General features: G+C 70.4%; 24 protein-coding genes. 12 read left to right on the forward strand and 12 right to left on the reverse strand.

Going from position 1 to position 25778, the window contains the following annotated elements; genetic code table 11:
* Window positions 1-72: 72 nt before the first annotated feature.
* Window positions 73-678, reverse strand: a complete 606-nt coding sequence (gene radC, locus CTJ15_RS22145) for a DNA repair protein RadC (RefSeq protein ID WP_369923748.1) — start codon at window positions 676-678, stop codon at window positions 73-75.
* A 494-nt stretch (window positions 679-1172) separates the two neighbouring features.
* Here radC and CTJ15_RS22150 point away from each other — a divergent pair, with 494 nt between their 5' ends.
* The gene (locus CTJ15_RS22150; RefSeq protein ID WP_026033443.1) at window positions 1173-2477 is read left to right on the forward strand and encodes an MFS transporter; all 1305 of its coding nucleotides are present in this window, start codon (window positions 1173-1175) and stop codon (window positions 2475-2477) included.
* Window positions 2478-2623: 146 nt separating this feature from the next.
* Here CTJ15_RS22150 and CTJ15_RS22155 read toward each other — a convergent pair whose 3' ends face one another.
* The 7 genes from CTJ15_RS22155 to map form a co-directional block, all read right to left on the reverse strand.
* On the reverse strand, window positions 2624-3091 hold the full coding sequence (locus tag CTJ15_RS22155) for a hypothetical protein (protein WP_099782017.1): 468 nt from the start codon (window positions 3089-3091) through the stop codon (window positions 2624-2626).
* Between the two features lie 72 nt (window positions 3092-3163).
* Window positions 3164-4834: an efflux transporter outer membrane subunit gene (locus CTJ15_RS22160; RefSeq protein ID WP_099782018.1), complete on the reverse strand. Its 1671-nt coding sequence runs from the start codon at window positions 4832-4834 to the stop codon at window positions 3164-3166.
* A 5-nt stretch (window positions 4835-4839) separates the two neighbouring features.
* Window positions 4840-6423 carry a DHA2 family efflux MFS transporter permease subunit gene (locus CTJ15_RS22165; RefSeq protein ID WP_099782019.1) on the reverse strand — a complete coding sequence of 528 codons (1584 nt, stop codon included), beginning with the start codon at window positions 6421-6423 and terminating at the stop codon, window positions 4840-4842.
* 43 nt (window positions 6424-6466) lie between these two features.
* Complete coding sequence (locus tag CTJ15_RS22170) at window positions 6467-7723, reverse strand: HlyD family secretion protein (protein WP_083755423.1); 1257 nt, start codon at window positions 7721-7723, stop codon at window positions 6467-6469.
* A gap of 149 nt (window positions 7724-7872) precedes the next feature.
* Window positions 7873-8547: a TetR family transcriptional regulator gene (locus CTJ15_RS22175; RefSeq protein ID WP_171979046.1), complete on the reverse strand. Its 675-nt coding sequence runs from the start codon at window positions 8545-8547 to the stop codon at window positions 7873-7875.
* A gap of 152 nt (window positions 8548-8699) precedes the next feature.
* The gene (locus tag CTJ15_RS22180; RefSeq protein ID WP_099782020.1) at window positions 8700-9386 is read right to left on the reverse strand and encodes a carbonic anhydrase; all 687 of its coding nucleotides are present in this window, start codon (window positions 9384-9386) and stop codon (window positions 8700-8702) included.
* 17 nt (window positions 9387-9403) lie between these two features.
* Window positions 9404-10216, reverse strand: a complete 813-nt coding sequence (gene map / locus CTJ15_RS22185) for a type I methionyl aminopeptidase (protein WP_026033508.1) — start codon at window positions 10214-10216, stop codon at window positions 9404-9406.
* A gap of 266 nt (window positions 10217-10482) precedes the next feature.
* Between map and CTJ15_RS22190 the strand changes: the two genes are divergently transcribed.
* The gene (locus CTJ15_RS22190; RefSeq protein ID WP_083755421.1) at window positions 10483-11928 is read left to right on the forward strand and encodes an MDR family MFS transporter; all 1446 of its coding nucleotides are present in this window, start codon (window positions 10483-10485) and stop codon (window positions 11926-11928) included.
* A 525-nt stretch (window positions 11929-12453) separates the two neighbouring features.
* Here the strand turns inward: CTJ15_RS22190 and CTJ15_RS22195 are convergent.
* The gene (locus tag CTJ15_RS22195) at window positions 12454-13287 is read right to left on the reverse strand and encodes an aspartyl/asparaginyl beta-hydroxylase domain-containing protein (protein ID WP_019462811.1); all 834 of its coding nucleotides are present in this window, start codon (window positions 13285-13287) and stop codon (window positions 12454-12456) included.
* Window positions 13288-13594: 307 nt separating this feature from the next.
* Complete coding sequence (locus CTJ15_RS22200; protein ID WP_099782021.1) at window positions 13595-14653, reverse strand: alkene reductase; 1059 nt, start codon at window positions 14651-14653, stop codon at window positions 13595-13597.
* 319 nt (window positions 14654-14972) lie between these two features.
* Between CTJ15_RS22200 and CTJ15_RS22205 the strand changes: the two genes are divergently transcribed.
* The 5 genes from CTJ15_RS22205 (at window position 14973) to CTJ15_RS22225 (ending at window position 19384) form a co-directional block, all read left to right on the forward strand.
* A complete protein-coding gene (locus tag CTJ15_RS22205; RefSeq protein WP_026033511.1) occupies window positions 14973-15905 on the forward strand; it encodes a ribose-phosphate pyrophosphokinase in 933 nt (310 codons plus the stop codon).
* 434 nt (window positions 15906-16339) lie between these two features.
* On the forward strand, window positions 16340-17215 hold the full coding sequence (locus CTJ15_RS22210) for an SDR family oxidoreductase (protein ID WP_099782022.1): 876 nt from the start codon (window positions 16340-16342) through the stop codon (window positions 17213-17215).
* A gap of 284 nt (window positions 17216-17499) precedes the next feature.
* Window positions 17500-18123: a glutathione S-transferase family protein gene (locus tag CTJ15_RS22215; protein WP_026033512.1), complete on the forward strand. Its 624-nt coding sequence runs from the start codon at window positions 17500-17502 to the stop codon at window positions 18121-18123.
* The gene (locus CTJ15_RS22220) at window positions 18120-18785 is read left to right on the forward strand and encodes a glutathione S-transferase family protein (RefSeq protein WP_099782023.1); all 666 of its coding nucleotides are present in this window, start codon (window positions 18120-18122) and stop codon (window positions 18783-18785) included. Before CTJ15_RS22215 ends, CTJ15_RS22220 begins: the two co-directional genes overlap by 4 nt.
* Window positions 18782-19384, forward strand: a complete 603-nt coding sequence (locus tag CTJ15_RS22225; protein WP_019462817.1) for a histidine phosphatase family protein — start codon at window positions 18782-18784, stop codon at window positions 19382-19384. Before CTJ15_RS22220 ends, CTJ15_RS22225 begins: the two co-directional genes overlap by 4 nt.
* A gap of 392 nt (window positions 19385-19776) precedes the next feature.
* On the opposite strand, the gene CTJ15_RS22230 is transcribed toward CTJ15_RS22225, so the two are convergent.
* Window positions 19777-20178, reverse strand: coding sequence for a hypothetical protein (locus CTJ15_RS22230; protein ID WP_019463369.1), 402 nt, complete (start codon window positions 20176-20178; stop codon window positions 19777-19779).
* 114 nt (window positions 20179-20292) lie between these two features.
* Window positions 20293-20715: an OsmC family protein gene (locus CTJ15_RS22235; protein ID WP_019463368.1), complete on the reverse strand. Its 423-nt coding sequence runs from the start codon at window positions 20713-20715 to the stop codon at window positions 20293-20295.
* A 241-nt stretch (window positions 20716-20956) separates the two neighbouring features.
* Between CTJ15_RS22235 and CTJ15_RS22240 the strand changes: the two genes are divergently transcribed.
* The 5 genes from CTJ15_RS22240 (at window position 20957) to ychF (ending at window position 25654) form a co-directional block, all read left to right on the forward strand.
* Window positions 20957-21592, forward strand: coding sequence for a 50S ribosomal protein L25/general stress protein Ctc (locus tag CTJ15_RS22240; RefSeq protein WP_019463367.1), 636 nt, complete (start codon window positions 20957-20959; stop codon window positions 21590-21592).
* Window positions 21593-21604: 12 nt separating this feature from the next.
* A complete protein-coding gene (gene pth, locus CTJ15_RS22245; protein ID WP_019463366.1) occupies window positions 21605-22189 on the forward strand; it encodes an aminoacyl-tRNA hydrolase in 585 nt (194 codons plus the stop codon).
* Window positions 22190-22450: 261 nt separating this feature from the next.
* Window positions 22451-23461, forward strand: a complete 1011-nt coding sequence (locus tag CTJ15_RS22250; protein WP_075822889.1) for a sterol desaturase family protein — start codon at window positions 22451-22453, stop codon at window positions 23459-23461.
* 151 nt (window positions 23462-23612) lie between these two features.
* The gene (gene arsC / locus CTJ15_RS22255; protein WP_099782024.1) at window positions 23613-24014 is read left to right on the forward strand and encodes an arsenate reductase (glutaredoxin); all 402 of its coding nucleotides are present in this window, start codon (window positions 23613-23615) and stop codon (window positions 24012-24014) included.
* A gap of 545 nt (window positions 24015-24559) precedes the next feature.
* A complete protein-coding gene (gene ychF, locus CTJ15_RS22260; protein WP_099782025.1) occupies window positions 24560-25654 on the forward strand; it encodes a redox-regulated ATPase YchF in 1095 nt (364 codons plus the stop codon).
* Window positions 25655-25778: the final 124 nt, after the last annotated feature.

Below are 25778 nucleotides of genomic sequence, written 5' to 3' on the forward strand. Positions count from 1 at the left end.
GGGAGGCTTTCCCGCCAGGGGGCAGGCGGAGCCTCCCCCGGGGGTGGCCACGGACGCGATCCCGGGACCGTTTCAGAGCAGTCCTTCCTGGCGAAAGGAGAGGGTGCGGTCGCGGCCGACGATCAGGTGGTCGTGGACGAGGATGCCCAGCGCCGTGGTGGCGGCGCGGATGGCCTCGGTGGTGGCCAGGTCGGCGCGGGAAGGGGTCGGGTCGCCGCTGGGGTGGTTGTGGACCAGGATCACGGCGGCGGCGCCGAGTTCCAGGGCGCGGCGGACGACCTCGCGCGGATAGGCCGGGGCGTGGTCCAGCGTGCCGCGTGCCTGGGCCTCGTCGGCCAGGAGGCGGTTGCGGCTGTCGAGAAAGAGGATGCGGAACTGCTCCACATCCTCCCAGGACAGGGCGGCGGAGAGATAGGCGGTGAGGCGGGGCCAGTTGTCCAGGACGGGCCCCTGGCGGGCCTCTTGGGCCAGCAGGCGCAGGGCGGCGGCGCGGGCGAGGCGGAGGGAGGCCAGCACGGCATCGCCGACGCCGGGGATGGCGCGCAGCTCGGCCTCGGGGGCGGTGATGGCGCGGGCGAAGCTGCCGAAGCGGGCGAGCAGGGTCTTGGCCAGGGGCTTGGTGTCGCCGCGCGGCAGGGCGGCGAAGAGCAGCAGTTCCAGCAGCTCGTAATCGGGCATCGCCTCGGCGCCGCCACGCAGGAAGCGCTGGCGCAGGCGGTGGCGATGGCCAGCCGGGCCCTCGGGCGGCGTGGCGGCGGCGGGCGGCCGGCCCGGCAGGGGCGGAAGGTCGAGCAGCGAGGGCTGGCCGGGGGAGTGACCAGGAGGCTGCCCGGGTGGCGGACCGGATGTGTGACCAGTGCGGGTCGTGATCTTGCGCGCGATGGGGGCGAACCAGGTGGTTTTTCTCGCATAAGTTGAACATGACCCGCTTTGTTTCGCCAGTGTGATTTTCCCGGCTTTCGCCTTTGCCTCGAATGCCGGGTGTTCAGCCCAACGTTGGAGGGTCGGCTGACGGCCTGTTTCTGGCTCGGCGGGGCCTTTCCCATGACATCTGACATATCACAGAGCAAAAGAGTCTTGACGCTACCGGGGGCGGTGAACGAAAGCAGAAGCCAAGTGCTCGGCAAGAAGGGTTTTCCACCTGGGAAATTGCCGTGCAGGAGGAACGGAACATGGGCAGCAAACCGCCTGGGCAGGGCATGGCACCCGCCGGAAATTACAGATGGTTCATTATAGGTTTACTTTTCGTCATCACGACGATCAACTACATGGACCGCAACCTGCTGGCGGTGCTGAAGCCGACCGTCCAGGGTGAGCTCCAGTTCAACGAAAGCGAGTACGGCAACATCGTCTTCGCCTTCAGCATGGCCTATGCGGCCGGCTATGCGGGGATGGGCGCCTTCACCGACAAGGTGGGCGTGCGCTGGGGGCTGGCGATCGCCGCGATGATCTGGTCCGCGGCCTCGGCCTCGCACGGGCTGGTGACCTCGGTGAGCGGCTTCATCCTGGCCCGCGTCATGCTGGGGCTGGGCGAGGGCGGCAACTTCCCGACCTGCATCAAGTCGGTGGCGACCTGGTTCCCGGTGCGCGACCGGGCGCTGGCCACGGGCATCTTCAATTCCGGCAGCAATATCGGCGGGCTGCTGGCGCCGCTGATCGCGGCCTTCGTCACCGTGCACTGGGGCTGGCAGACGGCGTTCTACATCACCGGCCTGGTGGGCTTTGTCTGGGTGGCGGTGTGGCTGGCGACCTACCGGGCGCCGGAGGAGCATCCGAAGGTGAACCCGGCGGAGCTGCGCTACATCCAGAGCGACCACGACGTGGCGCCGCCGTCGCGGAAGGTGCCCTGGTCGCACCTGCTGCGCTATCCGGGCACCTGGGTCTATCTGGTGGGCGGCATCCTGACCAACCCGGTCTGGTGGTTCTACAACAACTGGGTGCCGAGCTTCCTGTTCTCGAAGTTCCACGTGAACCTGATGGCGCTGGGCCTGCCGCTGGTGGTGATCTACCTGATGACGGATGTGGGCTCGATCGGCGGCGGCTGGCTTTCGGGGCGGCTGATGCGCTCGGGCTTCGGGGTGTTCACGGCGCGCAAGCTGGCGCTGCTGGCCTGCGCGCTCTGCACCGTGCCGGTCTTCCTGGCGCCGATGACGGAGCAGATCTGGGTGGCGGTGCTGCTGATCGGCCTGGCCATGGCGGCGCACCAGGGCTTCTCGGCCAACCTGTTCACGCTGGTTTCCGACACCATGCCGAAGGAGGCGGTGGCCGGGGCGGTCGGGCTGGGCGGCTGCATCAGCTCGATCCTGGGCGGCTTCTCGGCCGTGGTGGTCGGGCATGTGCTGGATGCGACCAACAACAACTACACGCTGGTCTTCTTCGTGGGCGCCGGGGCCTATGTGGTCGCGGTGACGCTGATCCACTTCATGCTGCCAAAGGACAAGGCGGTGAGCCTGGCCGGGGCACGCGCCCGGGTCTGAGGCCTGGGGGCGCTTTTTCCGGGGTGTTGCGCCCGTGGCCCGGGGGGAAGGCTCCGCCTTGCCCCCGTACCCCCATCCGCCAGGAGCCAGTGGCTCCTGGACCTGCCGGCGGCTGGCTCCTGTCGCGGCCCGGCGGACCGAATGGATCAGCGCGCGGCCGGGCCGGCCTCGTAGCGGAAGGTGCCGCAGAGGCCGGGACTGTCGGTTCCGGTGGGCGGGGTTGGGCCGGAAAAGGCGGCGAGGCCACGGGGGGCGGTGTCGCCCGCGAGTTCCTGGGGTGTCCACAGGACGATGTAGGTCACGGGGGCCGGTGTCTTGCCGCCGCAGAGGCGGTTGCCGTTCAGGAGGGGTGGGTCGGCCGGGCTGGCGACGCGGTAGCGCGTGGCGGCAACGGGGCTGCCTTCCGCCAGGAAGCGCGGCAGGGCGGTGGGTTCGGACAGGGTGAGGGCGTGGCCGCCGGCGAAGGTGATCCGGTCCGGTGTGACCGTGATGTCGCCGGTGATGGAGGCGGCGGTGTTGCTGATGGCCTGCCATCGTCGCCCGGCCGGGTCGGCCTGGCCCGTGGAGCAGAGGAACGGCAGGACCAGCAGCGCGGAAAGCAGTCTTCGGTGCATCGGCTTCGTCCCTGGCGGTGGCCGGGGGAGGGTAGCCGATGCGGGGTGGCCGTGTCCCCCCGGCGGCAGGCCTTAGCGCCCGCCGGCGGGGGTGGTGGCCGGGGCGAGGGGGACGATGGTGCCCGGCTTGTCGATGCCGGCGAGGCTGTCGGGCGAGAGGGATTCGATGGGGGTGGAGGGGCCCCCGCGGGCGGAGGGGGGCGGGGGGATGGAGGCCACCTGCGGCGGAGCGACGTCCTGCCAGCCGCCGCCCAGGGCCTTGTAGAGCGAGACGAGGTCCGTGGTCAGGGAGAGCGTGGCCTGGAGGCGCTGCTGGCGCGCCTGGACGAGGGTGCGCTGGGCGTCGAGGACATCGATGAAGTTGGAGAGGCCGCTGTTGTAGCGGCTGCGGGCGAGGGAGAGGGCGGTGTCGGCGGAGCGGACCGACTGGTCGAGGCTTTCGAGCTGGGCACGGTCGGTGCGGTAGGCGACGAGGCTGTCCTCGACCTCCCCCAGCGCGTTCAGCACGGTGCCGCGATAGGCGAGCGCGGCCTCGGCCTGTTGCGCGCGGGCGGTGCGGAGATTGGCGGTGAGGCGTCCGCCCTGGAAGATCGGCAGGGAGATGCTGGGGCCGAAGGAATAGAAGTGGTTCGACCAGTTGGTGAGCGAGCTGGCCTCCAGCCCCCGTGCGCCCAGGCTACCGGTCAGCGAGATGTCGGGGTAGAAATTCGCCACCGCGACGCCGACGCCGGCGGTGGCGGCGTGCAGCCGGGCCTCGGCCTGGCGGATATCGGGGCGGCGGCGGGCCAGGGAGGCGGGCAGGCCGACCGGCACGGCGGGTGGCGTCGGCGGGATGGGGCGGGCGGCCTCCAGCTCCGCATCCAGGGCGCCGGGGGGCTGGCCGGTCAGGATGGCGAGGCGGTTCATCGCCTGGCGGACCTGCTTCTCGTAGGTCGGCAACTGGGCGCGGAGGTTGAAGAGCTGGGTGCGCTGGTTCTCCACGTCCAGCTCGGTGACGAGGCCCTGGCGGCGCTGGCGCTGGGTCAGGTCGAGGATGTCCTGGGCGGTCTGGACGTTCTCGCGCTGCGACTGGGCAAGGGCCTGGGCGCCGCGCAGGCCGGCATAGGCCTGGGCCACCTCGGCCTGGAGGGTGACGAGGGCGTCGTTGACCGCTTCGGCCTGTGCCTGGGTCTGGGCTTGGCTCTGTTCCACCGAGCGGCGGACGCGTCCGAAGAGGTCGAGCTCCCAGGAGGCGTCGAAGCCGGCCTGGAAGAGGTCGATGGGGCCGTTCAGCTTGTCGATCAGGGCGTCGCCGGCGGAGGCGGCCTCGCCGCCCAGCCCGTCGAGGCGTTGGGCGAGGCCGCTGCGGCGGATGGTGCCCTGCAGGCCGAGCTGCTGGCGGGTGTAGCTGCCGGTGCCGTTGAGGCTGGGCAGGCCGGCGGCGCGGGCGGCGGCCTCGCTCTGGCGGGCCTGGACGACGCGCAGGACGGCCTGCTGCAGGTCGAGGTTGCCGCTGATCGCGCGTTCCACCAGCGAGGTGAGGACGGGGTCGTTGAAGCCGGTCCACCAGCGCGGGTCGGGATCGGCCCTGAGGGTGACCGCCTGGGTGGGGGCGCGGGCGGGGTCGTTCCAGCTCGGCGGCGCCTCGGCCTTGGGCGGGGTGAAGTCGGGGCCCACGGTGCAGCCGGCGAGGAGCGAGAGGACCAGGGGAAGAGCGAGCGAGAGGGCGGGCGGGGCGGGGCGGGAATGGCGTGTGGGATGCATGGGGCTCAGTGGGCTCCGCCGCCGCCCTGGACCTTCACGCCCGACAGCATCAGGGCGAAGGGGATGATGCAGGCGGCGATGGCGGCGGTGATGATGAAGACGTCGGAATAGGCGAGGATCGCGGTCTGGGTGCGGAGCTGCTGGAACATCCATCCCTCCGCCTGCTGCATGGCCTCGGCGGCGGGGATGCCGTGGCTGATCATCGCGTTCTGCACCTGCTGCAGCGTCGTGTTGTAGGGCTCGTGGAGCGGCGTCAGGTGCTGCACCAGGTGGGCCTGCCGGATCTGCTCGTGGTCGGTGATCAGCGCGGTGGAGACCGAGATGCCGGTGGAGCCCAGCACGTTGCGGAACATGGAGAAGAGCGCGGTGGCGTCGCCGTTCAGCTCGGGTGGCAGGGTGGCGTAGGCGATGGTGCTGATCGGCACGAAGAGGAAGGCGAGGCCGATGGTCTGCGAGGCGCGGATGATGACGAGGCTGCGGAAGCTGAGATCCGGGGTGAGGTGGCTGGAGTACCAGAAGGAGGTGGCCAGGCAGAGGCCGCCGAAGACGATGATCCACTTGGCCGGGATGATACCCATGAGCCGGCTCGAGACGGGGATCAGCATCACCAGCAGCACCGCGCCGGGGGCGAGGACGAGGCCGGACCAGGTGGCGGTGTAGCCGAGCTGCTGTTGCGCGAGCTGGGGGATCATCACCGCGCTGCCGTAGAGGGCGAAGCCCATCACCGAGATCAGGGCGCATCCCAGGGTGAAGTTGCGGTCGCGGAAGACGCGCAGGTTCACCATCGGGCGCCTGGCATAGGCGAACCAGTAGGCGCCGCCGACCCAGCCGGTGATGGAGGCCAGGGCGGCGATGCGGACGAAGCTCGAATCCAGCCAGTCGTAGTCCTCGCCGCGGTCCACGGCGAGTTCGAGCCCGGCCAGGGCGAGCACGATGAAGCCGAGGCCGATGAAGTCGAAGGGTGGCGTGGTCTTGCGCTGCTCCTCCACCGAGGGAGGGTCCTCCACCACCGCGATCACGCCGAAGACGGTGGCGATGCCGATGGGCACGTTGATCAGGAAGATCCAGTGCCAGGAATAGGTGTCGGTGAGGTAGCCGCCGACGACGGGGCCCAGGATGGGGGCCACGATGATGGCGAGCGCGGTGACGGAGAAGGCGGTGCCGCGCTTCTCCGGCGGGAAGGTGTCGAGGATGATGGCCTGCTGCGTCGGCTGCAGGCCGCCGCCGAAGAAGCCCTGCAGCGCGCGGCAGACGAGGAGCTGCCAGAATTCCTGCGAGATGCCGCAGGCGAGCGAGGCGACGGTGAAGGCGGCGAGGCAGATGGTGAAGTAGCGCTTCCGCCCCAGCCAGCGGCTGAGATAGCCGGAGATGGTGAGCACGATGCCGTTGGCGACGAGGTAGGTGGTGAGCGCCCAGGTGCTCTCGTCGTTGGAGACGGACATGCTGCCGGCGATGTGCGGCAGGGAGACGTTGACGATGGTGGTGTCGAGCACCTCCATGAAGGCGCCCATGGTGACGACCAGCGTCACCAGCCAGGGATTGTAGCGGGGCTTCCAGCCGCTGCCGGACTTCTCGGCGCTGCCGCTCATGCCCGGCCGCCCCTGCCCGCCGCCGCGGCCCTGCCGGCGGGGGTCATTCCAGCGTCACCGTGGGGATGACGGAGAGGCCGAGGGGCATGGGCATGTCCGCGGGCAGGCCGCTGTCGATGATGATCTTCACCGGCACGCGGCGGACGATCTTCACGAAGTTGCCGGTGGCGTTCTCGGCGGGGAAGGTGCTGAAGCGGGCGCCGCTGCCCATCTGGATGCTGTCGATGTGGCCGTGCAGTTCCAGGCCGGGATAGGCGTCCACCTCGATCGCCACGCGCTGGCCGGGGCGCATGCCGTCGAGCTGGTTCTCCTTGAAGTTGGCGACGACCCAGACCTCGGGCGTGACCAGGGACATGACGGACTGGCCCTGTTGCAGGAAGCCGCCCTGTTCCACGTTGCGGCGGGTGACGCGGCCGTCCTGGGGGGCGCGGATCTCGGTATAGGAGAGGGTGACCTCGGCCTGGGCGAGATTGGCCCTGGCCTCGTCGATCTGGGCCCGGCGCTGGCGGACGGTGGCCTCGGCCTGGTCGATGTTCTGCGGCGCCAGGTTGGCGATCTGCAGCTGCGCCTGGGCCTGGTTCACCTGGGCGGTGGCGGATTGCAGCGTGGCGGTGGCGGTGTCGATGTTGGTCTGCGTGGTGGCGCGCGGGTCCACCGAGCGCTGGCGGCGGTAGTCCGACTGTGCCTGGGTCTGGCTGGCGCGGGCGGAGGAGAGCTGGGCCTCGGCGCTCTTCTGTTCCGCGGGGAAGCGGGTGCGGGCGATCTCCAGGTCGATCTCGGCGCTGTGGAGCTGGGTCTCGGCGAGTTCGAGGTTGGCGGCGGCCTGGTCGCGGCGGGCGATGTAGTCGCGCGGGTCGATGCGCAGGATCACGTCGCCGGCATGGACGAACTGGTTGTCCCGGACGCGCAACTCGGTGACGTAGCCGGAGACCTGGGGGGCGATGGTGATGGCGCGGCCTTCGGTATAGGCGTCGTCGGTGGAGGCGAGGTTGCGCGTCGTCCACCAGTACCAGGCACCGCCCAGGATGGCGATGACGAGCAGGATGCCGCCGATGATCAGCGGCAGGCGGCTGGTCTTCCCCTTTCCGTTGTCCTTGCCGTTGTCGTTCTTGCCGTTCTTCTGCTGCGGCTGGTCCTTGCGTTCCTCGCCGCCTTCGGGCTTGCCGCCGCCGTCATCCGCGCGGTCGCGCCGGATGCGGGCGCGGCCGCGGGCGGGTTCCTCCGCATGGGCGGCCCGGACGTGCTGGGGATCGGCCGGATGAGTGGGGGGATGCGTTTCATCCTGCTGCCGATCAACCACGAACTACCTCATTGCTCAGATCCATGCGCGCCCGATTCCGGCCGTATGGGAGGCCGGTGGTGCGCCGCGGAGGTACGTACTGACGAGAATGTATGACAGACACTCTTCGTTGATTTTCATTGCGGGCCGTTTAACCGGCCCTGCCGCGTTCAGCCCGTCGATGGGGAAAGGGTTCCGGGACTGTCGGGCTTCTGGTCTGTTTTCAGGGACTTGCCCTGGAAGGAGGCCAGCAAGGCCCGCGCCAGGCGCAGTCCTTCCTCGCTCAGCCGGTAGACCTCCGGTTCGCGCAGCCAGAGTTGCATCATGCCCCGGATCTGCACGAAGAGCGCGTCCGCGGCGGTGTCCGGCGTCCAGGGCGGGGCGAGGGGGTAGCGCAGAGCGGCGAGGTGCAGGAGCTCGCGGAACTTGGCGCGCAGGTCTTCGTCCGCCTTCTGCAGGCGGTGCAGGGCGGGGGCCATCTCGTCCACGTATTCGCAGCGCTGGTAGAAGATGGTGAGGAGGCGCCGGCGGCGCTCGTCCTGCTCGAACTGCCGCTTGGTGTCGGCCATGACGGTGTCGAGCTCTTCCAGCGGATCGAGGTCGGGATTCTCGGCGAGGCGGGTGACCAGATCCTCGTGCGGAAGCTCGGCGCGCTCGTTCAGGGTGAGGAAGAGATCGAGCTTGTCGCGGAAGTGCCAGTAGATGGCGCCACGGGTGACGCCGGCGACGCGGGCGACTTCCTCCAGCGTGGAGCGGGCCACGCCGCGTTCGTAGAAGACCTTCTCGGCGGCATCGAGGATCGCCTCGCGTGTCTGCTCTGCCTGAGCCTTTGTGTGCCTTGCCACTCCCCCGCCCATCCGCTGCCCGTGCTTACAACCGCGCATGTATGCTGCTGGAGGAGATTATGCCAGCATTAAGCGCCACGCACAGGCCATACGGGGGCACGAGGGAGTATTCTGTTCTCCCTTTCATCTTCCCGGCCGGGAGAAGGTGCGGGTCAGTCCTGGGTGAGGGGGCCGGCGGGGACGGGGTGGAAGCGGCCCTCGGCCTCGTCCAGCACGCTGAGGGTGCCGTCGGCCACGTCGAACCACAGGCCGTGCAGGCCGAGCTGGCCGGCGGCCTCGCGCTCCGCCAGCCAGGGGAAGGTGCGGAGGTTGCGCAGGGACTGGCGGATGGCGGCATGTTCCATGGCGCGCTGGTCGTCCAGCGGGTCCACGCCCTCGCAGCGCAGGACGTGGTCGCGGGCGGGGGCGATCAGGTCCATCCAGCGGGCGACGAAGTCGCCATGCGCCGCGTCCACACGATCGCGCTGGTTGCTGCGGAAGGCGTTGATGCCGCCACAGGAGGCGTGCCCGAGGACGACGACGTGCTCGACCTCCAACGACCGGACGGCGAACTCGATGGCGGCCGAGGTGCCGTGGTAGTTGGCGTCGGGCTGGTAAGGGGGCACGAGGTTCGCGACGTTGCGGACCACGACCATCTCCCCGGCATCGGCGTCGAAGACGACCTCGGGCGCGACGCGGCTGTCCACGCAGGCGATCATCAGGATGCGCGGGTGCTGCCCGGCCTGGGCGAGCTGGGCGTAGTGGTGGCGCTCGCGCCGGAAGCGCGTGTAGCGGAAGCCCCGGTAGCCCTCCACGAGGCGGGAGGGCAGGGCGGGGGGTGGCTTCGGCTGGCCGGTCATGTGCTTTGGGGGCGGGGTCAGGCGGGCAGGCTGTAGGGCGGCTTGTGCAGCCCGGCGGGGGAGTAGGTGAAGACCTCGCAGCCCGTGGCGGTGACGCCGACCATGTGCTCGAACTGGGCGGAGAGGGAGCGGTCGCGGGTCACGGCGGTCCAGCCGTCGTCGAGCACCTTCACCTCCGGGCGGCCGGCATTCACCATCGGCTCGATGGTGAAGAACATGCCTTCCTTGAGCTTGGGGCCTTCACCGGGGCGGCCGAAATGGAGGATGTTGGGCGGGGCGTGGAAGGTGCGGCCGACGCCGTGGCCGCAGAAGTCGCGGACCACGGAGAAGCGCTGCTTCTCCACGTAGCTCTGGATGGCGTGGCCGATGTCGCCGAGCGTGGTGCCGGGCTTCACCACGGCGATGCCGCGGAGCAGGCTCTCGTGGGTCACGTCCATCAGCAGGGCGGCCTTCCGGCTCGGCTCCCCGGCCACGTACATGCGGGAGGTGTCGCCGTACCAGCCGTCGAGGATGGGGGTGACGTCGATGTTGAGGATGTCGCCCTCCACCAGCCGCCGCTCGCCGGGGATGCCGTGGCAGACGACGTGGTTGATGGAGATGCAGGAGCTCTTCGGGTAGCCGCGGTAGCCCAGCGTCGCCGGGACGGCGCCGTGGTCGAGCATGAAGTCGTGGCAGAGCTTGTCGAGCGCCTCGGTGGTGGCGCCGGGCACCACATGGGGCGTGATCATGTCCAGGCAGGCGGCGGCCAGCTGGCCGGCCTTGCGCATGCCCTCGAAATCCTCCGGCCCATGCAGCGGTATCCGCCGCGCCTCGCCCGCTGACTGTTCCATGAAGGCGAAAATGCGGCGGCGGCGCGTGGCTTGCAAGGCTTGGACATGCGGCGCAAGGGAGGATTGCACTGGCGTCGGGATTCCGCGGTGACGGAAACCGGGGGAAGCGGGCGGGCACGCGCAGGGTTCCCTGGCGTGTCCAAGGGGCGTGGTCGGGTGCCCTCCCCGGGGCCGTGCCGGCGGGCTTTGCGTCAAGGGGAGGGGTGTGCATGGCGGCGGGCGGGCACGCGGAGACAGGTTCGCGGCGGGAGAGTCCGGGCGGAGAGGTGGCGGAGCGGCCCGCCGCGCCGGGCAAGGCCGCCGGCGGGCGCGGCTGGGTGGACGACCCGCGCTTCACCGCGGCGATCGTGGCCAGCGCGCTGATCATGCAGAACCTGGACAGCAGCGTGATCGCGACGGCGCTGCCGGCCATGGCGCGGGACCTGGGCAGCGAGCCGCTGCATCTCTCGGCGGCGATCACCTCCTATCTCGTGGCGCTGACGGTCTTCGTGCCGGTGAGCGGCTGGGTGGCCGACCGGTACGGGGCGAAGCGGGTCTTCCTCTGGGCGATCGCGGTCTTCGTCGCCTCCTCGGTGGCTTGCGGACTGGCGCAGGGGCTGACGGAGCTGATCCTGGCGCGGGTGGTGCAGGGGATCGGAGGGGCGATGATGGTGCCGGTGGCGCGGCTGCTGCTGCTGCGCCGGGTGACCAAGGAGGAGATCGTGCGGGCCACCACCTGGCTGACCATGCCGGGGCTGCTGGGGCCGATCATGGGACCGCCGCTGGGGGGCTTCCTGACCGACCAGCTTTCCTGGCGCTGGGTGTTCTGGATCAACCTGCCGATCGGGATGCTGGGGCTGTTCCTGGCCTGGCGCTTCATCACCGCGCCGGAGCAGGAGCGGCCGCCGAAGCTGGACGTGCCGGGGATCACGCTGGTCGGGTTGTCGCTGGCCTGCCTGATGTTCGGCTTCGAGACGGTGGGGCGCGGAGTGGTGGAGCCCGCCTGGAGCTGGGTGGCGCTGGTGGCCGGGGCGGGGCTGGTGGTGTGGGCGGTGCGGCACTGCCTGCGGGCGGAGCATCCGGCGCTGGACCTGAGCCTGCTGCGCATCCCGGCCTTTCAGGTGACGGTGACGGCGGGGACGATGTTCCGCATCGGGGCGGGGGCGATCCCCTTCCTGGTGCCGCTGGCGATCCAGTTGGGCTTCGGGGCCTCGGCCACCACCTCGGGGCTGATCACGCTGGCCTCGGCGCTGGGGGCCTTCGGCATGAAGCCGCTGGTGCACCGGGTGCTGCGCTGGCTGGGCTATCGTGGCACGCTGGTCTGGAACACGGTGCTGCAGGGGGCGATCATCCTGCTGCTGGCGACGCTCTCGCCCGGCTGGCCGCTCTGGGGGGTGTTCATCCTGCTGGCGGTGAACGGGATCTTCCGCTCCCTGCACTTCACTTCGCTGAACTCGCTGGCCTATGCGGAGCTGCCGCAGAAGGCGCTCTCCGCCGCCACCAGCCTCTATTCGACGGCGCAGCAGCTCTCCATGGCGCTGGGCGTGGTGATGGGCTCCTCCGTGCTGGCGGCCTCCACCGCGCTGCACGGGCATGGCGAGCCGGCGCTGGGGGATTTCTCGCTGGCCTTCGTTGCGGTGGCGGCAGTGGTGCTGGCTTCGCTGCCGCTGTGCCTGCAACTGCCGCGGGATGCGGGAGAGGCGGTGTCGGGATACCGGCGGCGCGGGGGATGACGCGGGCGGGTTGGTGGCGTGGGCGTTGCGCCGTCCGCCGTTGCCCCGTCCCCGGGTGAAAGGCGCTGCCTTTCCCCCGGTCCCCTATCCGCCAGGACGCTGCGCGCCCTGGACCCGATGGGTTGGCTCTCGCCGAGGCTGATCGCGCCGGAGAGCATGACTCTGGAGAGCATGACTCTCCGGCGGACTGCCGGTGCCACCGGTGCGGAAACGGTGTTTTCCTTCCTCTCGGGAGCCCCCCGTTTCCAGCCGGGCTTCGGGCAGGGTGGGGCCGGCCGTTGCCGTGGACGGGCGGGGCGTTCCCGTGCGGAGGCTCCCGCCGGTGCCGGACGGGAGCGTTCCGGCGCGGTGCTGCGCGAACGGCAGCGGAAGGGTGCAGTGGGTGCCGCGGGCCAGGGCCGCCAGAAAGCTGCCGGGCCAGAAACCATGTTCCGTCATGGTCCAGGCTTTGGCCTGTCCCGCCGGGCGGCGATGTGACGTGGAGGCCGGTGCGCCCTGGGGCGCGCCGGCTGCCGGTCCGGCGGGTCAGCCGGGCTGGTTACGGAGCTTCTCGGCCTCGGCGTAGAAGCGCTTCTCCCAGGTGTTCTGGTTCTCCAGCCCCTCACGGATGAAGGGGGTGAAGGGGGCGAGATTGAGGAGGAGCCAGTTCACCAGCCGGGCGGGGAAGCGCAGCGGCTTCACGAAGTCCACGAAGAGGACGACGCGGGTCTTGTCGGTATGGTTCCAGGCCTCGTGCTCGTAGGCGTCGTCGAAGATCAGGGCCTTGCCTTCCTGCCAGTGGCAGACCTGCTTGTCGACGCGGATGGCGAGCTGGTCGTCCTTCGATTCCGGCACGATCAGGCCGAGATGCAGGCGCAGCACGCCGTTGTAGGGGCCGCGATGGGGCGGCAGGTGCTTGCCCGGTTCGAAGATCGAGAACATCGCGGTCTTGAGGCCGGGGATCTTTTGCACGATGCGCCAGGTCTCGGGGCACTGCTCGATGTTCTGCTTCGAGGAGAGGCCATAGCCGGTGAGGAAGAAGGTCTTCCAGGCCCGGTCCGTGCTGATGGTGCGGACATCGGCGGAGAGCTCGTGGAAGCCGGGCAGGTCTTCCTGGCGGAGCAGGACGCGGTCGAGCTCCTTGCGGATGGCGGGCCATTCGCGCTCGATCTCCGCCGCCCAGGGGAAGGTGGCGTTGTTGTAGACGGGCGGGTTGCCGACCTTGGAGTGGCGGAGGTTCAGCCGCTCCGCCCCGGCGACGATGGTCATGAAGAACCGTGTCGTGCGGCTGGGCCGGTCCATCGCGGCCATGCCCTCGGTGCCGAAGGTCTGCTGTGGGGAGGCGGCCGCAGCGGGGGCATTCGTCGTGGTGTGGTTCATGAGGTGTCTTGTCCTCCTGCGCGGCGGGTCAGCCAAGTTCCCGGGGCGGCGGTGTGGCGGGGCGAATCCCCGAACGCGGATCAGGCCGCGGCAGGTTACAACCCTATGACGCTGATATTGAGTCGCAATGCTGTGGGCAGGCATTCGCCGGCCGCGGGGCGCGGTTGCAGGCGGGGGGTGGCCGGAGGGGACGGCTAGCCTTGCCGGGCCACGGGGGCAAGGGCGCAGGCGGTCAGGCGTGAAGGCCGCGGGAGGAGGCCCGGGATGGGGCCGGGAGAGGCGCGGGGCCTCTCCCGGGGACGGCGCCTCAGGCGGCCTCGGCCAGGGCGGGGTAGTCGGTGTAGCCGTGCGGACCGGGGGCGTAGAAGGTGGAGGGGTCCCGCGTGTTCAGCGGCAGGTTGTGGGCGAAGCGTTCCGGCAGGTCGGGATTGGCGATGAAGAGCTTGCCGAAGGCCACGGCATCGGCGTCGCCACGGTCGAGGATGGCCTCGGCGCTTTCCCGGGTGAAGCCTTCGTTGGCGATGTAGGCGCCGCCGAAGGCGCGCTTGAGCTGCGGGCCGAGGCTGTCGGGGCCTTGGGCCTCGCGGGAGCAGAGGAAGGCGATCCGCCGCTCGCCGAGGGCCTGGGCGACATGGGTGAAGAGGGCGACGGGGTCACTGTCGCCCATGTCGTGCGTGTCGCAGCGCGGGGCGAGATGGACGCCGACGCGGCCCGGACCGAAGACGGAGATGGCGGCGTCGGTGGCTTCCAGCAGCAGGCGGGCGCGGTTGGCGATGGAGCCGCCGTAGCGGTCGGTGCGCCGGTTGGTGCTGTCCTGCAGGAACTGGTCGAGCAGGTAGCCGTTGGCGCCGTGCAGCTCCACGCCGTCGAAGCCGGCGCGCTGGGCATTGGCGGCGGCCTGGCGGAACTGTTCGACGATGGCGGCGACTTCCTCCGTCTCCAGCGCGTGCGGGGTGACGTAGGGGCGCTGCGGGCGGAGCAGGCTGACATGGCCCTTCGCGGCGATGGCGCTGGGGGCAACGGGGACGCGGCCGCCGAGGAAGGACGGGTCGGAGATGCGGCCGACATGCCAGATCTGGGCGAGGATGCGGCCACCGGCCCCGTGGACGGCATGGGTGACGGGCTTCCAGCCCTCGACCTGCTCCTCGCTCCAGAGGCCGGGAACATCGGCATAGCCGACACCCATGGGGGAGACAGGGATGCCTTCGCTGATGATCAGCCCGGCGGAGGCGCGCTGGCGGTAGTATTCGGCGACCAGGGCGTTGGGGACATGGCCGGGCGAGCGGGTGCGGGTGAGGGGGGCCATGACGACGCGGTTGGGCAGGGTGAGGTCGCCCAGGCGGAGGGGATCGAAGAGGCTCGGCATCGGCCGGTTCCCTATTGGTGCCCGTGGCGGGATTGCCGCGGGAGAAGGGGAGTTGGGCCGTTTGCTGCGGCGCAAAAGGTGCCGGGGCGGATGGGTGCCATGTGAAGCCCGCATGTCCGCCTCCGGGGATGGCGGGCGCTGCCGGGCACGGGGCTCATGGGTGTGGGGACGGCCAAGTCGCGGGTGGGGGGAGGCGTAGGTCATGCGGCTTTGCAGCATCAGCCGGCGTCCAATTTTGCTGTCCTGCATCTCATGCATGGACACGCTTCGGTGAGGTTGCTATCCCGCAGCGCGCCTCCCCCCTCCAAGGCTGCCCTTCATGAAAATCATTGCCTGCAACAGCAACCGCCCCCTCGCAGAGGCCGTTGCTGCATCCCTGAACCTGCCCTTGGCCCAGGCTTCGGTGCGCCGCTTCGCCGACATGGAGATCTTCGTCGAGATCCATGAGAACGTGCGTGGCGAGGACGTCTTCGTGGTGCAGTCCACCTGCTTTCCCACGAACGACAATCTGATGGAGCTGCTGATCACGCTGGACGCGCTGCGCCGCGCCAGCGCCCGGCGTATCACGGCGGTCATCCCGTATTTCGGCTATGCCCGGCAGGACCGGAAGTCCGGCAGCCGCACGCCGATCTCGGCCAAGCTGGTGGCGAACCTGATCACCGAGGCGGGTGCCGACCGCGTGCTGACGCTGGACCTGCATGCCGGGCAGATCCAGGGCTTCTTCGACATCCCCGTGGACAACCTCTTCGCCGCGCCGCTCTTCGCCCGGGACATCCTGGAGCGCTACAAGGGCCGCGACCTGATGGTGGTTTCCCCCGATGTGGGCGGCGTGGTGCGCGCGCGGGCGATCGCGACGCGGCTGCACACGGACCTCGCCATCATCGACAAGCGCCGGCCGCAGGCGGGCGTGTCCGAGGTGATGAACGTGATCGGCGACGTGCAGGGCCGCGACTGCATCCTGGTCGATGACATCGTGGATTCCGGCGGGACGCTGTGCAACGCGGCCGAGGCGCTGCTGAAGAACGGCGCGAACTCGGCCAGCGTCTATGTGACGCATGGCGTGCTGTCCGGCGGGGCCGTGGCGCGCATCGGCGCGGCGCCGATCGAGAAGATGGTGATCACCGACAGCATCCAGGCCACCGAGGCGGTGCGGGTGTCGAGCAACATCCGGCAGCTGACCGTGGCGCCGCTGCTGGCCGAGGCGATGCGGCGGATCAGCGAGGAAAGCTCGGTTTCCACGCTGTTCAACTGAGGACCGGGCACGACCGGGACGAATGGCCCGCGCCGGGTTGGGTGCGGGCCGATGGGCCGGGGGGCTGGCCTGTTGGGGTTGATATGCGTTGCGGAACCGGAGGTGACGGTTCCGCAACCTGCGGTTCATAGGCTCCCGCCCGGTGATGCGGCAGCTTGGCCGGACGGTCACCGCGCTGTGGCCGCTGGGCCTGCTGGGTAGGGGCCTGTGCCGCGGCGCTTCTGGATCTCCTATGCCCGGCAGCGGCTGTATGTACGGCGGGCCGGGGCGGAGGCCTGGGTGCCCGTGGTGGCGGACCGGGTGCCGGCCACGGCGCCCGGGGACGGGGGCGCCCCGAGGTTAGGCGGCACGCCGTTTCGTGATCCGCGCCCGTCCTGATCCGTGGTCCCGTCGCCGCCACCTGCCAGCCTGGTTCCGGATGGAAAGGGCATGGCATGACGATCCTGGTGACAGGCAGCACGGGCACGATCGGGGCGCGGATCGTGGAGGTCCTCCATGGCGCGGGGGCGCCGGTGCGGGCGATGGCGCGCGATCCCTCCAAGGGGAAGTTCCCCGCCGGGGTGGAGACGGCGGCGGGGGACCTCGGCGATCCGGAGGCGGTGCGGGCGGCGCTGAAGGGGGTGCGGACGCTCTTCCTGCTGAACGCGGTGGTGCCGGACGAGCTGACCCAGGCGCTGATGGTGCTGGGCCTGGCGCGGGAGGCCGGGATCGAACGGATCGTCTATTTCTCGGTGCTGAAGGCGGAGAGCAGCAGCGACGTGCCGCATTTCGCGGGCAAGTTCGCGGCGGAGCGGATGCTGGCCGAGCGCGGCATGGCGGCGACGGTCCTGCGCCCAGCCTATTTCATGCAGAACGACGCACAGCTGCGGCAGCCGATCGCGGAGCAGGGGGTCTATCCCATGCCGGTGGGCTCGCGCGGGGTGGCGATGGTGGATGCGGAGGACATCGCGGGGGTCGCGGCGGCGGAGCTGCGCCGGCGGGATGCGGCAGCGGAGCCGCTGCCGCGCGAGGTCGTGGAGATCCCGGGACCGGAGGCGCTGACCGGGGAAGGGATCGCGGCGGCCTGGGCGGAGGCGCTGGGGCGGGCGGTGCGCTATGCGGGCGACGATCTCGATGCCTATGAGCGGGCCTCGGCCGGGAGGATGCCGGGCTGGATGGCCTATGACATGCGGCGGATGTTCGGGCGCTTCCAGGAAGAGGGAATGACCGCGGCGGCGGGGGCCGGGGAGAGGGTGGAGGCGATCCTCGGGCGGAAGCGGCGGCGCTATCGCGACTTCGCGGCGGAGACGGCGGCGCGCTGGAAAGGGTGAGGGACGGGCGGCGCGCTGTCCTGCCCTGCCTCGCGGGCGGCTCCGGCCTCCCGCGCCAGCGTCTCGCGCCCGGAGCCTGCACCTGGGTGTTGCGGGGGCGTGAAGGTGCGGTTTTCGTGCCGGCCGGGGCCTTGCGCGGGCTGGCGCCGCCGCCGATGCTCCGCGCCATGGGCCGTGGGGGCGGCTGGCGGGGCTCTGGAGCCTCGCGGGTCCTTCCGGGCCGGTGGGGAGGTGGCCGCGCCGCGCCGGTGGCGCGCGGGGCTGCCCGGGAAATGGAGCCCGACATGAAGTTCTACTATTCGCCCGGCGCCTGCAGCCTCGGCATCCACGTGATCCTGGAAGAGATCGGCAAGCCCTATGAGGGCGTGGTGGTGTCGCTGAAGGAACAGGCGCAGATGAAGCCCGAGTTCCTGGCGGTGAACCCGAAGCACAAGGTGCCGACGCTGCAGCGGGACGACGGTTCCGTGGTGACGGAATGGCCGGCGATCGCGCTGTTTCTGGCGGGGTCGAACCCGGAGAAGGCGCTGTGGCCGGCGGAGCTGGAGGCGCAGGTCCGGGTATTGGAGACGGTGGACTATGTCTGCGGCACGGTGCATCCGCAGGCCTTCTCACGCATCTTCGGCCCGGCGCGCTTCGCGCCCAGCGAGGCGGACCATCCCAAGGTGCTGGAGACCGGCAAGGCGAATGCCGTGAAGTATTTCGACACGCTGGAGAAGGGATGGAAGGGCGGCGACTGGGCGGTGCCCGGCGGCTATTCCATCGCGGACGCGGCGCTGTTCTTTGTCGAGTACTGGTGGGCGAAGCGGGTGGGCGAGACGCTGCCGCCGAAGCTCGCCGCGCATCTGGAGCGGATGCTGGCCCGGCCGGCGGTGAAGCGGGCACTGGAAGCCGAGGGACTGCCGGCGTGACGCTGGCGGAAGGCCGGAGCGGGGACGGGATGGTGCCGCGGATGGTCCTCTGGGGCGCCCGGGGGACCACCTCCACCATCCCGCATCTGCTGCTGGCGGAGGCGGGGGCGGCGTTCGAGGTGCGGTTCCTGAGCCTGAAGGATGGGGAGCACCGGAGGCCGGAATACCTGGCGGTGAACCCCAAGGGCGAGGTGCCGGCCCTGGTGGTGGGGCAGAGGGTGGTGACGGAGATCCCGGCCATCTGCGTCTTCATCGCCGAGGCGAATCCCGCGGCGGGGCTGTTGCCGGCCGATCCGCTGGAGAAGGCGCTGGCGCTGTCCTGGCTGCAATGGTGCTCCTTCCGGCAGGCGCAGAGCTTCTTTCCCGGCTTCATGCCGCAGCGCTTCATCGAGGGCGAGGCCGAGGCGGCGAAGCTGCGGGCGGCCTCGATCGGGCGCGTGGCGGAGGCGATGCGGCAGGCGGCCGGGGCACTGTCGCGTGGCGGCGGGTATCTGGGCGGCGAACGGCCGGGGCTGGCGGATTACTACCTGTTCATGCAGGAGCGCTGGGCGGCGCGGGCCTTCGGGCTGGAGCTGCCGGCGGAATGCCGCGAGCACCAGGCCCGCATGGCGGCGCGGCCGGCGGTGGCGTGGGTGATGGAGACGGAGGGACTGGCGCCATGACGGAGGTTTCGGACGCGGTGCCGGAGCGGCGGGTGGCCTTCTGGTTCCTGCGCCACGGCGAGACGGACTGGAATGCGCGCGGCCTGAGCCAGGGCAATGTGGACATCCCGCTGAACGGCGTGGGCGTGGAGCAGGCGCGGCGCGCGGCGCTGGCCTTGCAGGAGCCGGGCGAGGGTCGGCGCATCGTTTCCATCGTGGCCTCGCCGCTGGGGCGCGCGCAGCATACGGCGCGGATCGTGGCCGAGGCGCTGGGGCTGGACTTCTCCACCGACGAGGAACTGCGCGAGGTGGGCTTCGGCGTGCAGGAAGGCCAGCCGATGGCCGGCTGGTTTGACGACTGGGTCGAGGGGCGCTTCACCCCGGAAGGGGCGGAAAGCTTCGCGTCTCTGCGGACGCGCACGGTGCGGGCGATCGACCGGGCGCTGGCCCTGCCGGGGCCGGTGCTGGTCGTGGCGCATGGGGCGCTGTGGCGCGCCTTCCGCCAGTCGGCCGGGCTGGAGGCGAATGTGCGCACGCCGAATGCGCTGCCGCTCTGGGTGGAGCCACCGCTGGGCGGCGGCGATGCCTGGCGTTTCACCCCGGCGGAACTGGCGGGGTAGGGGCGGCGGCGCGCCCCAAGGTCCGGCGTTGCACCGTCCCGGGCGAAAGGCTCTGCCTTTCCCCCGGACCCCCTATCCGCCAGGACGCTGCGCGCCCTGGACCCGATGAGTTGGCCCTTGCTGGGTTCGGATCGCGCCGGAGAGCGACGCTCTCCGGCGGACTGCCGCTGCCACCAGCACGGAGACGGTGTCTTCTCTTCCTTTCGGGAGCCCTGCGTTGCCACTTGCTTCCGGGGATCAGGCCGCAGACCGACGGCAACCATGCAGAGCCAACTCGGGCCCGGGGTCCGGGGACCGGCTTCGGTCCCCGGCGGAGAGGGGGTCCGGCGGGAGAGGCGGCGCCTCTCCCCCGGGGCCGGTGGCCAGGGCTTGCGTGGCCGGGAAAAGCCAGGTCAGTCCAGCGAGATGGAAAGGCGGAAGGGTTCGGCATAGGCGCCGCGCGCGAGCTGGCCGACCTGGATGCGGTAGGTGCGGCGTTCTGTGCGGAAGGTGACCTCGCGCTGATCCTCCGCGACGCCCGGGATGTCCAGGACGATGTTGGGGGAGGCGGTGAGGCGGAGATTCGCCGTCTGGTTCGGGGCGGTGGTCAGCGCGTAGCAGAGGGTGTCGCGGGCCGGTGCCATGCCGGCGATCTCGATGCCGTTCTGGCCACGGTCGAAGCGGACGACCTGGCAGGAGGGTGCGGCCCGGGCCGCGTGGGGCACCGTGGAGGCCAGGAGCAGGACCAGGGTGGTGGTGGCCCGGGCGATGGTCCGCGGCGGATGGATTCGCGGGAACGGGATGGGGCGGAACAAGGACGGGCGGCTCCCTCTGTCTTCCGGGACAGGAAAGAGAGCCGACCCGGGGGGGACGTCAACCGGGATATGGGTCCCGTATCGTATCGTCCCGCCCGGGCCCGGTGGGGCGGCTCAGGCCAGGCTGGCGTCGAGGCTGATCTCGGCCTTCAACAGCTTGGAGACGGGGCAGCCGGCCTTGGCCTTGGCGGCGAGCTCCTGGAATTTCGCGTCGTCGATGCCGGGGATCTTCGCCTTGAGGGTCAGGCGGACGGCGGTGATGGCGAAGCCGTCGGGCTGCTTGTCGAGCGTGACCTCGGCCTCGGTGGCGAGTTCGTCCGCCTTGAAGCCGGCCTCGCCCAGGATGTTGCTCAGCGCCATGGAGAAGCAGCCGGCATGGGCTGCGCCGATCAGTTCCTCCGGGTTGGTGCCGGGCGTGTCGCCGAAGCGGGTGTTGAAGCCGTAGGGCTGGTTCTTCAGGGCGCCGCTCTCGGTGGAGATGGTGCCCTTGCCGTCCTTCAGCCCACCCTGCCAGACGGCGGATCCGTGCTTCTTCATGCGTCGCTCTCCTGTTCGGGGATCGGGCGGCCGGGCCGCCGCTGCCCTGGAAAGCGGGTTCGGGCGGGGGAGGTTTCCTCGGGCCGGGACCCCGGGGTGGTGGCACCCATGCGGAGTGCGGCGTTGCGCGGGCGGGATGTGTGGGGTAGGAGAGGCGCGCACGCTGGCACCCCTGGAGGCCGGCGCGCGATCTGTTTTTCACGACATTCGTGTTTTCACGACATCCCAAGGAATAACGGCCATGGTCCAGACCATCCGGATCGAAGCCGCGGCGCGCGAGCAGGCAGGTAAGGGGGCGGCACGCGCGACCCGGCGGGCGGGACATGTTCCCGCGGTGATCTACGGCGCGAAGCAGGAGGCGACGCTGATCAGCCTCGATCCGCGCATCGTGGTGAAGGAGCTGCAGAAGGGCGGCTGGAAGTCGCACCTCTATGAGGTGGTGGTGGATGGCCAGGCCACCCGCACGCTGATGCGGGACGTGCAGTTCCATCCGGTGACGGACATGCCGCTGCATGTGGACTTCCAGCGCCTCGCCCCGGGGCAGAAGATCCGCGTCATGGTGCCGGTGAATTTCCTGAACGAGGAAAGCGCGCCGGGCATCAAGGAAGGCGGCACGCTGAACGTCGTGCGCCGCGAGATCGAGGTGCTGTCCGATCCGGACGCCGTGCCGGAGGCCTTCGAGATCGACGTGGCCGAGGGCACGATCGGCGACACCTTCCGCTGGTCCAACGTGAAGGACGTGTTCGGCACCGAGGCGGTGCTGGGCCGTGACTTCGTGGTGGCGACGCTCGCCCCGCCGACGGTCGAGGAAGAGGTGGTGATCGTGGCGCCCGCGCCGGCGGCCCCCGCCGCCCCGGCCAAGAAGGGCAAGAAGTAAGGAACCGTTGCGGTGCTGCTGTGGGTGGGCCTGGGCAATCCGGGCCGGGAACATGCGCGGCAGCGCCACAACATCGGTTTCATGGCGCTGGACGCCATCGCGCGCCGCCACGGCTTCGGGCCGTGGCGGAGCCGCTTCAAGGGCGAGATTGCCGATGGCAGCATCGCCGGGCAGCGGATCACGCTGCTGAAGCCGCAGACCTACATGAATGCGAGTGGCCAGTCGGTGCAGCCGGCGGCGGGTTTCCACAAGATCCCTCCTGCCGATGTCTGGGCCTTCCATGACGAGCTGGATCTCGCGCCGGGCAAGGTGCGGGTGAAGCGGGGTGGGGGTGCTGCCGGGCATAACGGGCTGCGGGACATGCAGCGGGCCTTCGGCAGCCCGGATTTCTGGCGGGTGCGGCTGGGCATCGGGCATCCGGGGATGAAGGAGCGCGTGCACGGACATGTGCTCGGCGATTTCGCCAAGGCCGACACCTGGGTGGAGCCGCTGCTGGACGCGGTGGCCGATGCGGCGCCGCTGCTGGCGCAGGGGCGGCCTGAGGAGTTCATGACCAAGGTGGCGCTGCTGACCCAGGGGGTCGAGCAGAAAGGCTGAGGGGCGGGGTTTCCGCCGGAAGCGGATCGGGTCGATGCCGGTCCCTCGTGCCGTCCTCATGGACGAGGTGGTGCCGGTGCCTGTTCGGCTTTCCCGATACTGCGCGGGACGGGCATGGCGGGTTCCGCTTCATGGGATGCTGTCCCAGGAATGCCGCCGTTTCGCGAAAATGACCTGCCGTGGATTTCATCTGCCGCCGAGGCCGGCGCAATCACCGATGCGCGAGGATGCTTCTTCGCAACGGCACAAAGGCTGCTGGCGATGGAGCCTGGAAAGACCTGGCCGGCACTGGACTTCGTGCTGCGCCATGCGCTGACGGGAGGCGGGCTCCTCGTTCTGGTGAGCTGGGGCAGCATGGCCCTGGGGGCGGCGCTGGCCTATCTGTTCCAGGCGCCTGCCGAGCCGCGGAAGTCGCTGCGCGGCTTCCTGCGCTTCTGCTTTCCGGCGGAGATGTTCCGGCACCGCTCGGTCCGGGTGGATGTGGCGTTTGTCGCCGTGGCCTGGGTGATCGACAAGCTGCTGATCGTGCCGGCGCTGCTGTCCAACGGCGCGGTGACCTTTGCCGCCTGGTCGGCGATGCAGGGTGTCCTCGGGGCGCGGGAGGGCGGGTCGCAGGGCTGGTGGAGCTGGGCGGCGCTGCTGGTGGGCTCGGTGGTGTTCCAGGATTTCGTGAACTTCTTCCGGCACTACCTGGAGCACAAGGTTCCGGCGCTCTGGGAATTCCACAAGGTGCATCACAGCGCCGAGTTCCTGGTGCCACTGTCGAACCGCCGGCAGCATCCGGGCGAGCGCTTCATGGAGCTGATGAGCGGGGCCGTGGTGGTGGGCGCCTTCATCGGCCTGGCCTGCTATCTGCTGGGCCTGCCGCCGACCGAGACGGTGCTGATGGGGATGGACGCCTATTTCCTTTGCGACGTGCTGTCCTTCTACCAGCTTCGCCACTCGCATATCGCACTCTCCTTCGGGCGGTTCGAGCGGTACGTGATGAGCCCGGCGCAGCATCACCTGCACCACAGTTGCGAGGTGCGGGACTGGGACGTCAATTTCGGCACCTTCCTGGCTGTCTGGGACCGGCTGTTCGGCACCTTCCGGCCGACCGACACGCAGTACCGCTTCCGCATGGGGCTGGGGCCGGAGGAGCAGGGGCGGTACGACAGCGTGCCGAAGCTGCTGGCGGCACCCTTCCTGGGGCTGTGGCGGATGTTCGGGGCGCGGCGGCGGCCGGCGCCCGGGATGGCGCCGATGGCCGGGTCCATGGAAGGCGGGGACTGAGGGCCGGAACCGGGCCTGGCGCGGCGGTCCTGACGCGGCTGGGGATGACGCCCGGCGGAGGTTGAGGCGGGGCGTTCCGCTGGGGCGCGATCCGTCCTATCGGTGGGCGGAATGCCGGCCCGGCCGGCGATCTTTCCGGGAGAGACCTGCCTTGTCCGCCGCTGCCGCCCCCGAAGCGACCCAGACCGTCACCATCTGGCACAACCCGGCCTGCGGCACCTCCCGCAAGGTGCTGGCGGCGATCCGCGCCGCGGGTGTGGAGCCGGTGGTGGTCGAGTACCTGAAGACCCCGCCTTCCGCTGCGGAGATCCGCGAGGCCTGCGCGCGGATGGGGATCTCGCCCCGCAGCCTGCTGCGCCGGAAGGCACCGGAATTCGCGATCCAGGAGCTGGACGATCCCGGGCTGCCGGCCAAGGTGGCGGTGGAGGCCATGGTGAAGACGCCGGCGCTGATCGAGCGGCCTGTGGTGCTGGCGCCGGGCGGCGCGCGGCTGTGCCGGCCGCCGGAGCTGGTGGCGGAGATCGTGCCGGGGGCGGTGGTGAAGCCGGGCTGAGGCTGACGGCGGCTCTTCCTGGCTGTCGTCTCGCCTCGTGGTGGGCCGCCGGGGGAGAGGCTCTGCCTCTCCCGCCGGACCCCCTCTCCGCCGGGGACCGAAGCCGGTCCCCGGACCCCGGGCTTGCGTTGGCTCTGCGTGGTGGCCGTCAGCCTGCGGGTTGATCCCTGGGAGCAGATGGAGACGCGGGGCTCCTCGTAGAAAGAAGACACCGTGTCCGCGCTGGCGGCGGCGTCAGCCGCCGGAGAGCCTGGCTCTCCGGCGCGATCCGGCCCCGGCAAGCACCAACCCATCGGGTCCAGGGCACGCAGTGTCCTGGCGGATAGGGGGTCCGGGGGAAAGGCGGAGCCTTGTCCCCCGGGACAGCGCAACGCCGGACGGGCAATGCGGGCCGGGGCTGTTGCGGTATCGTGCTGGCTGGCCTGCCGGGGCCTTACGGCTGGCCCTGCGGGCGCGGGCGGCGTAATGGCTGGGGCCGAACGGGACAGGTTCCGGGCGGGCTGCGGCAGCTCTCTCGCACGGGCGATGATTGAGAAAGACGGATCATGGGTTTCAACTGCGGCATCGTCGGGCTGCCGAATGTGGGCAAGTCCACGCTCTTCAACGCGCTGACGCAGACGGCGGCGGCGCAGGCGGCGAACTATCCCTTCTGCACCATCGAGCCGAATGTGGGGCGGGTGGCGGTGCCGGACCGGCGGCTGGACGAGCTGACGCGGGTTGGCAAGTCGCAGAAGACGGTGCCGACCAGCCTGGAATTCGTGGACATCGCCGGGCTGGTGCGCGGCGCCTCGCGCGGGGAGGGGCTGGGCAACCAGTTCCTGGCGAATATCCGCGAGGTGGATGCCATCGTGCATGTGCTGCGCTGCTTCGAGGATGGGGACATCACCCATGTCGAGGGCAGCGTCGATCCGATCCGCGATGCGGAGACGGTGGAGACGGAGCTGATGCTGGCCGATCTCGACAGCCTGGAGAAGCGGCTGGGGACGGCGCAGAAGAAGGCGAAGAACGGCGACAAGGAGAGCGCGGCCTTCGTGGCGCTGGCCGAGCCGATCGTGGCGGCGCTGACCGAGGGCAAGCCGGCGCGGACGGCGGTGCCGAAGGGGCAGGAAGAGGCGGCGGCGCGGCTGCAGCTGATGACCACCAAGCCGGTGCTCTATGTCTGCAATGTCGAGGAGGGCTCGGCGGCCACCGGCAATGCGCATTCGGCGCGCGTCTTCGAGCGGGCCGCCGCCGAGGGGGCCAAGGCGGTCGTGGTCTCGGCCGCGATCGAGGCGGAGATCAGCCAGATGGCGGCCGCCGACCGGGCGGAGTTCCTGGAAAGCCTGGGGCTGGAGGATAGCGGGCTGGACCGCATCATCCGCGCCGGATACGAGCTGCTGGGGCTGATCACCTATTTCACCTGCGGGCCCAAGGAGGCGCGCGCCTGGACCATCACGCGCGGCACCAAGGCGCCGCAGGCGGCGGCGGTGATCCACAATGACTTCGAGCGCGGCTTCATCGCCTGCGAGACCATCGCCTATGAGGACTATGTGGCGCTGGGTGGCGAGCAGGGCGCGAAGGAGGCCGGCAAGATGCGGGTCGAGGGCAAGGAATACGTCGTCAAGGACGGCGACGTGCTGCTGTTCCGCTTCAACGTCTGAGGGCGACCCCTGGGGAGGGCGTTGCCTTCCCCGGAACCCATCCGGCAGGACCTTGCGGACCCTGCATCCGGTGAGTGGGTGCGTGCCGATGCCGGATCGCGCCAGGGGGCCGGGAGCAGCCGCC

Origin of the sequence: Roseomonas sp. FDAARGOS_362 (genome assembly GCF_002754815.1) — a bacterium.
In the GTDB taxonomy this organism is placed as follows: domain Bacteria; phylum Pseudomonadota; class Alphaproteobacteria; order Acetobacterales; family Acetobacteraceae; genus Roseomonas; species Roseomonas mucosa.

Coding starts and splice junctions, on each gene's coding strand:
- CTJ15_RS22205 (WP_026033511.1), top strand. CDS start 14,973: ATGAAAATCATTGCCTGCAACAGCAACCGCCCCCTCGCAGAGGCCGTT.
- CTJ15_RS22155 (WP_099782017.1), bottom strand. CDS start 3,091: ATGCACCGAAGACTGCTTTCCGCGCTGCTGGTCCTGCCGTTCCTCTGC.
- ychF (WP_099782025.1), top strand. CDS start 24,560: ATGGGTTTCAACTGCGGCATCGTCGGGCTGCCGAATGTGGGCAAGTCC.
- CTJ15_RS22160 (WP_099782018.1), bottom strand. CDS start 4,834: ATGCATCCCACACGCCATTCCCGCCCCGCCCCGCCCGCCCTCTCGCTC.
- CTJ15_RS22200 (WP_099782021.1), bottom strand. CDS start 14,653: ATGCCGAGCCTCTTCGATCCCCTCCGCCTGGGCGACCTCACCCTGCCC.
- CTJ15_RS22225 (WP_019462817.1), top strand. CDS start 18,782: ATGACGGAGGTTTCGGACGCGGTGCCGGAGCGGCGGGTGGCCTTCTGG.
- CTJ15_RS22240 (WP_019463367.1), top strand. CDS start 20,957: ATGGTCCAGACCATCCGGATCGAAGCCGCGGCGCGCGAGCAGGCAGGT.
- CTJ15_RS22250 (WP_075822889.1), top strand. CDS start 22,451: ATGGAGCCTGGAAAGACCTGGCCGGCACTGGACTTCGTGCTGCGCCAT.
- CTJ15_RS22210 (WP_099782022.1), top strand. CDS start 16,340: ATGACGATCCTGGTGACAGGCAGCACGGGCACGATCGGGGCGCGGATC.
- radC (WP_369923748.1), bottom strand. CDS start 678: ATGCCCGATTACGAGCTGCTGGAACTGCTGCTCTTCGCCGCCCTGCCG.
- CTJ15_RS22165 (WP_099782019.1), bottom strand. CDS start 6,423: ATGAGCGGCAGCGCCGAGAAGTCCGGCAGCGGCTGGAAGCCCCGCTAC.
- CTJ15_RS22195 (WP_019462811.1), bottom strand. CDS start 13,287: ATGAACCACACCACGACGAATGCCCCCGCTGCGGCCGCCTCCCCACAG.
- CTJ15_RS22235 (WP_019463368.1), bottom strand. CDS start 20,715: ATGAAGAAGCACGGATCCGCCGTCTGGCAGGGTGGGCTGAAGGACGGC.
- CTJ15_RS22150 (WP_026033443.1), top strand. CDS start 1,173: ATGGGCAGCAAACCGCCTGGGCAGGGCATGGCACCCGCCGGAAATTAC.
- map (WP_026033508.1), bottom strand. CDS start 10,216: ATGGAACAGTCAGCGGGCGAGGCGCGGCGGATACCGCTGCATGGGCCG.
- CTJ15_RS22215 (WP_026033512.1), top strand. CDS start 17,500: ATGAAGTTCTACTATTCGCCCGGCGCCTGCAGCCTCGGCATCCACGTG.
- CTJ15_RS22180 (WP_099782020.1), bottom strand. CDS start 9,386: ATGACCGGCCAGCCGAAGCCACCCCCCGCCCTGCCCTCCCGCCTCGTG.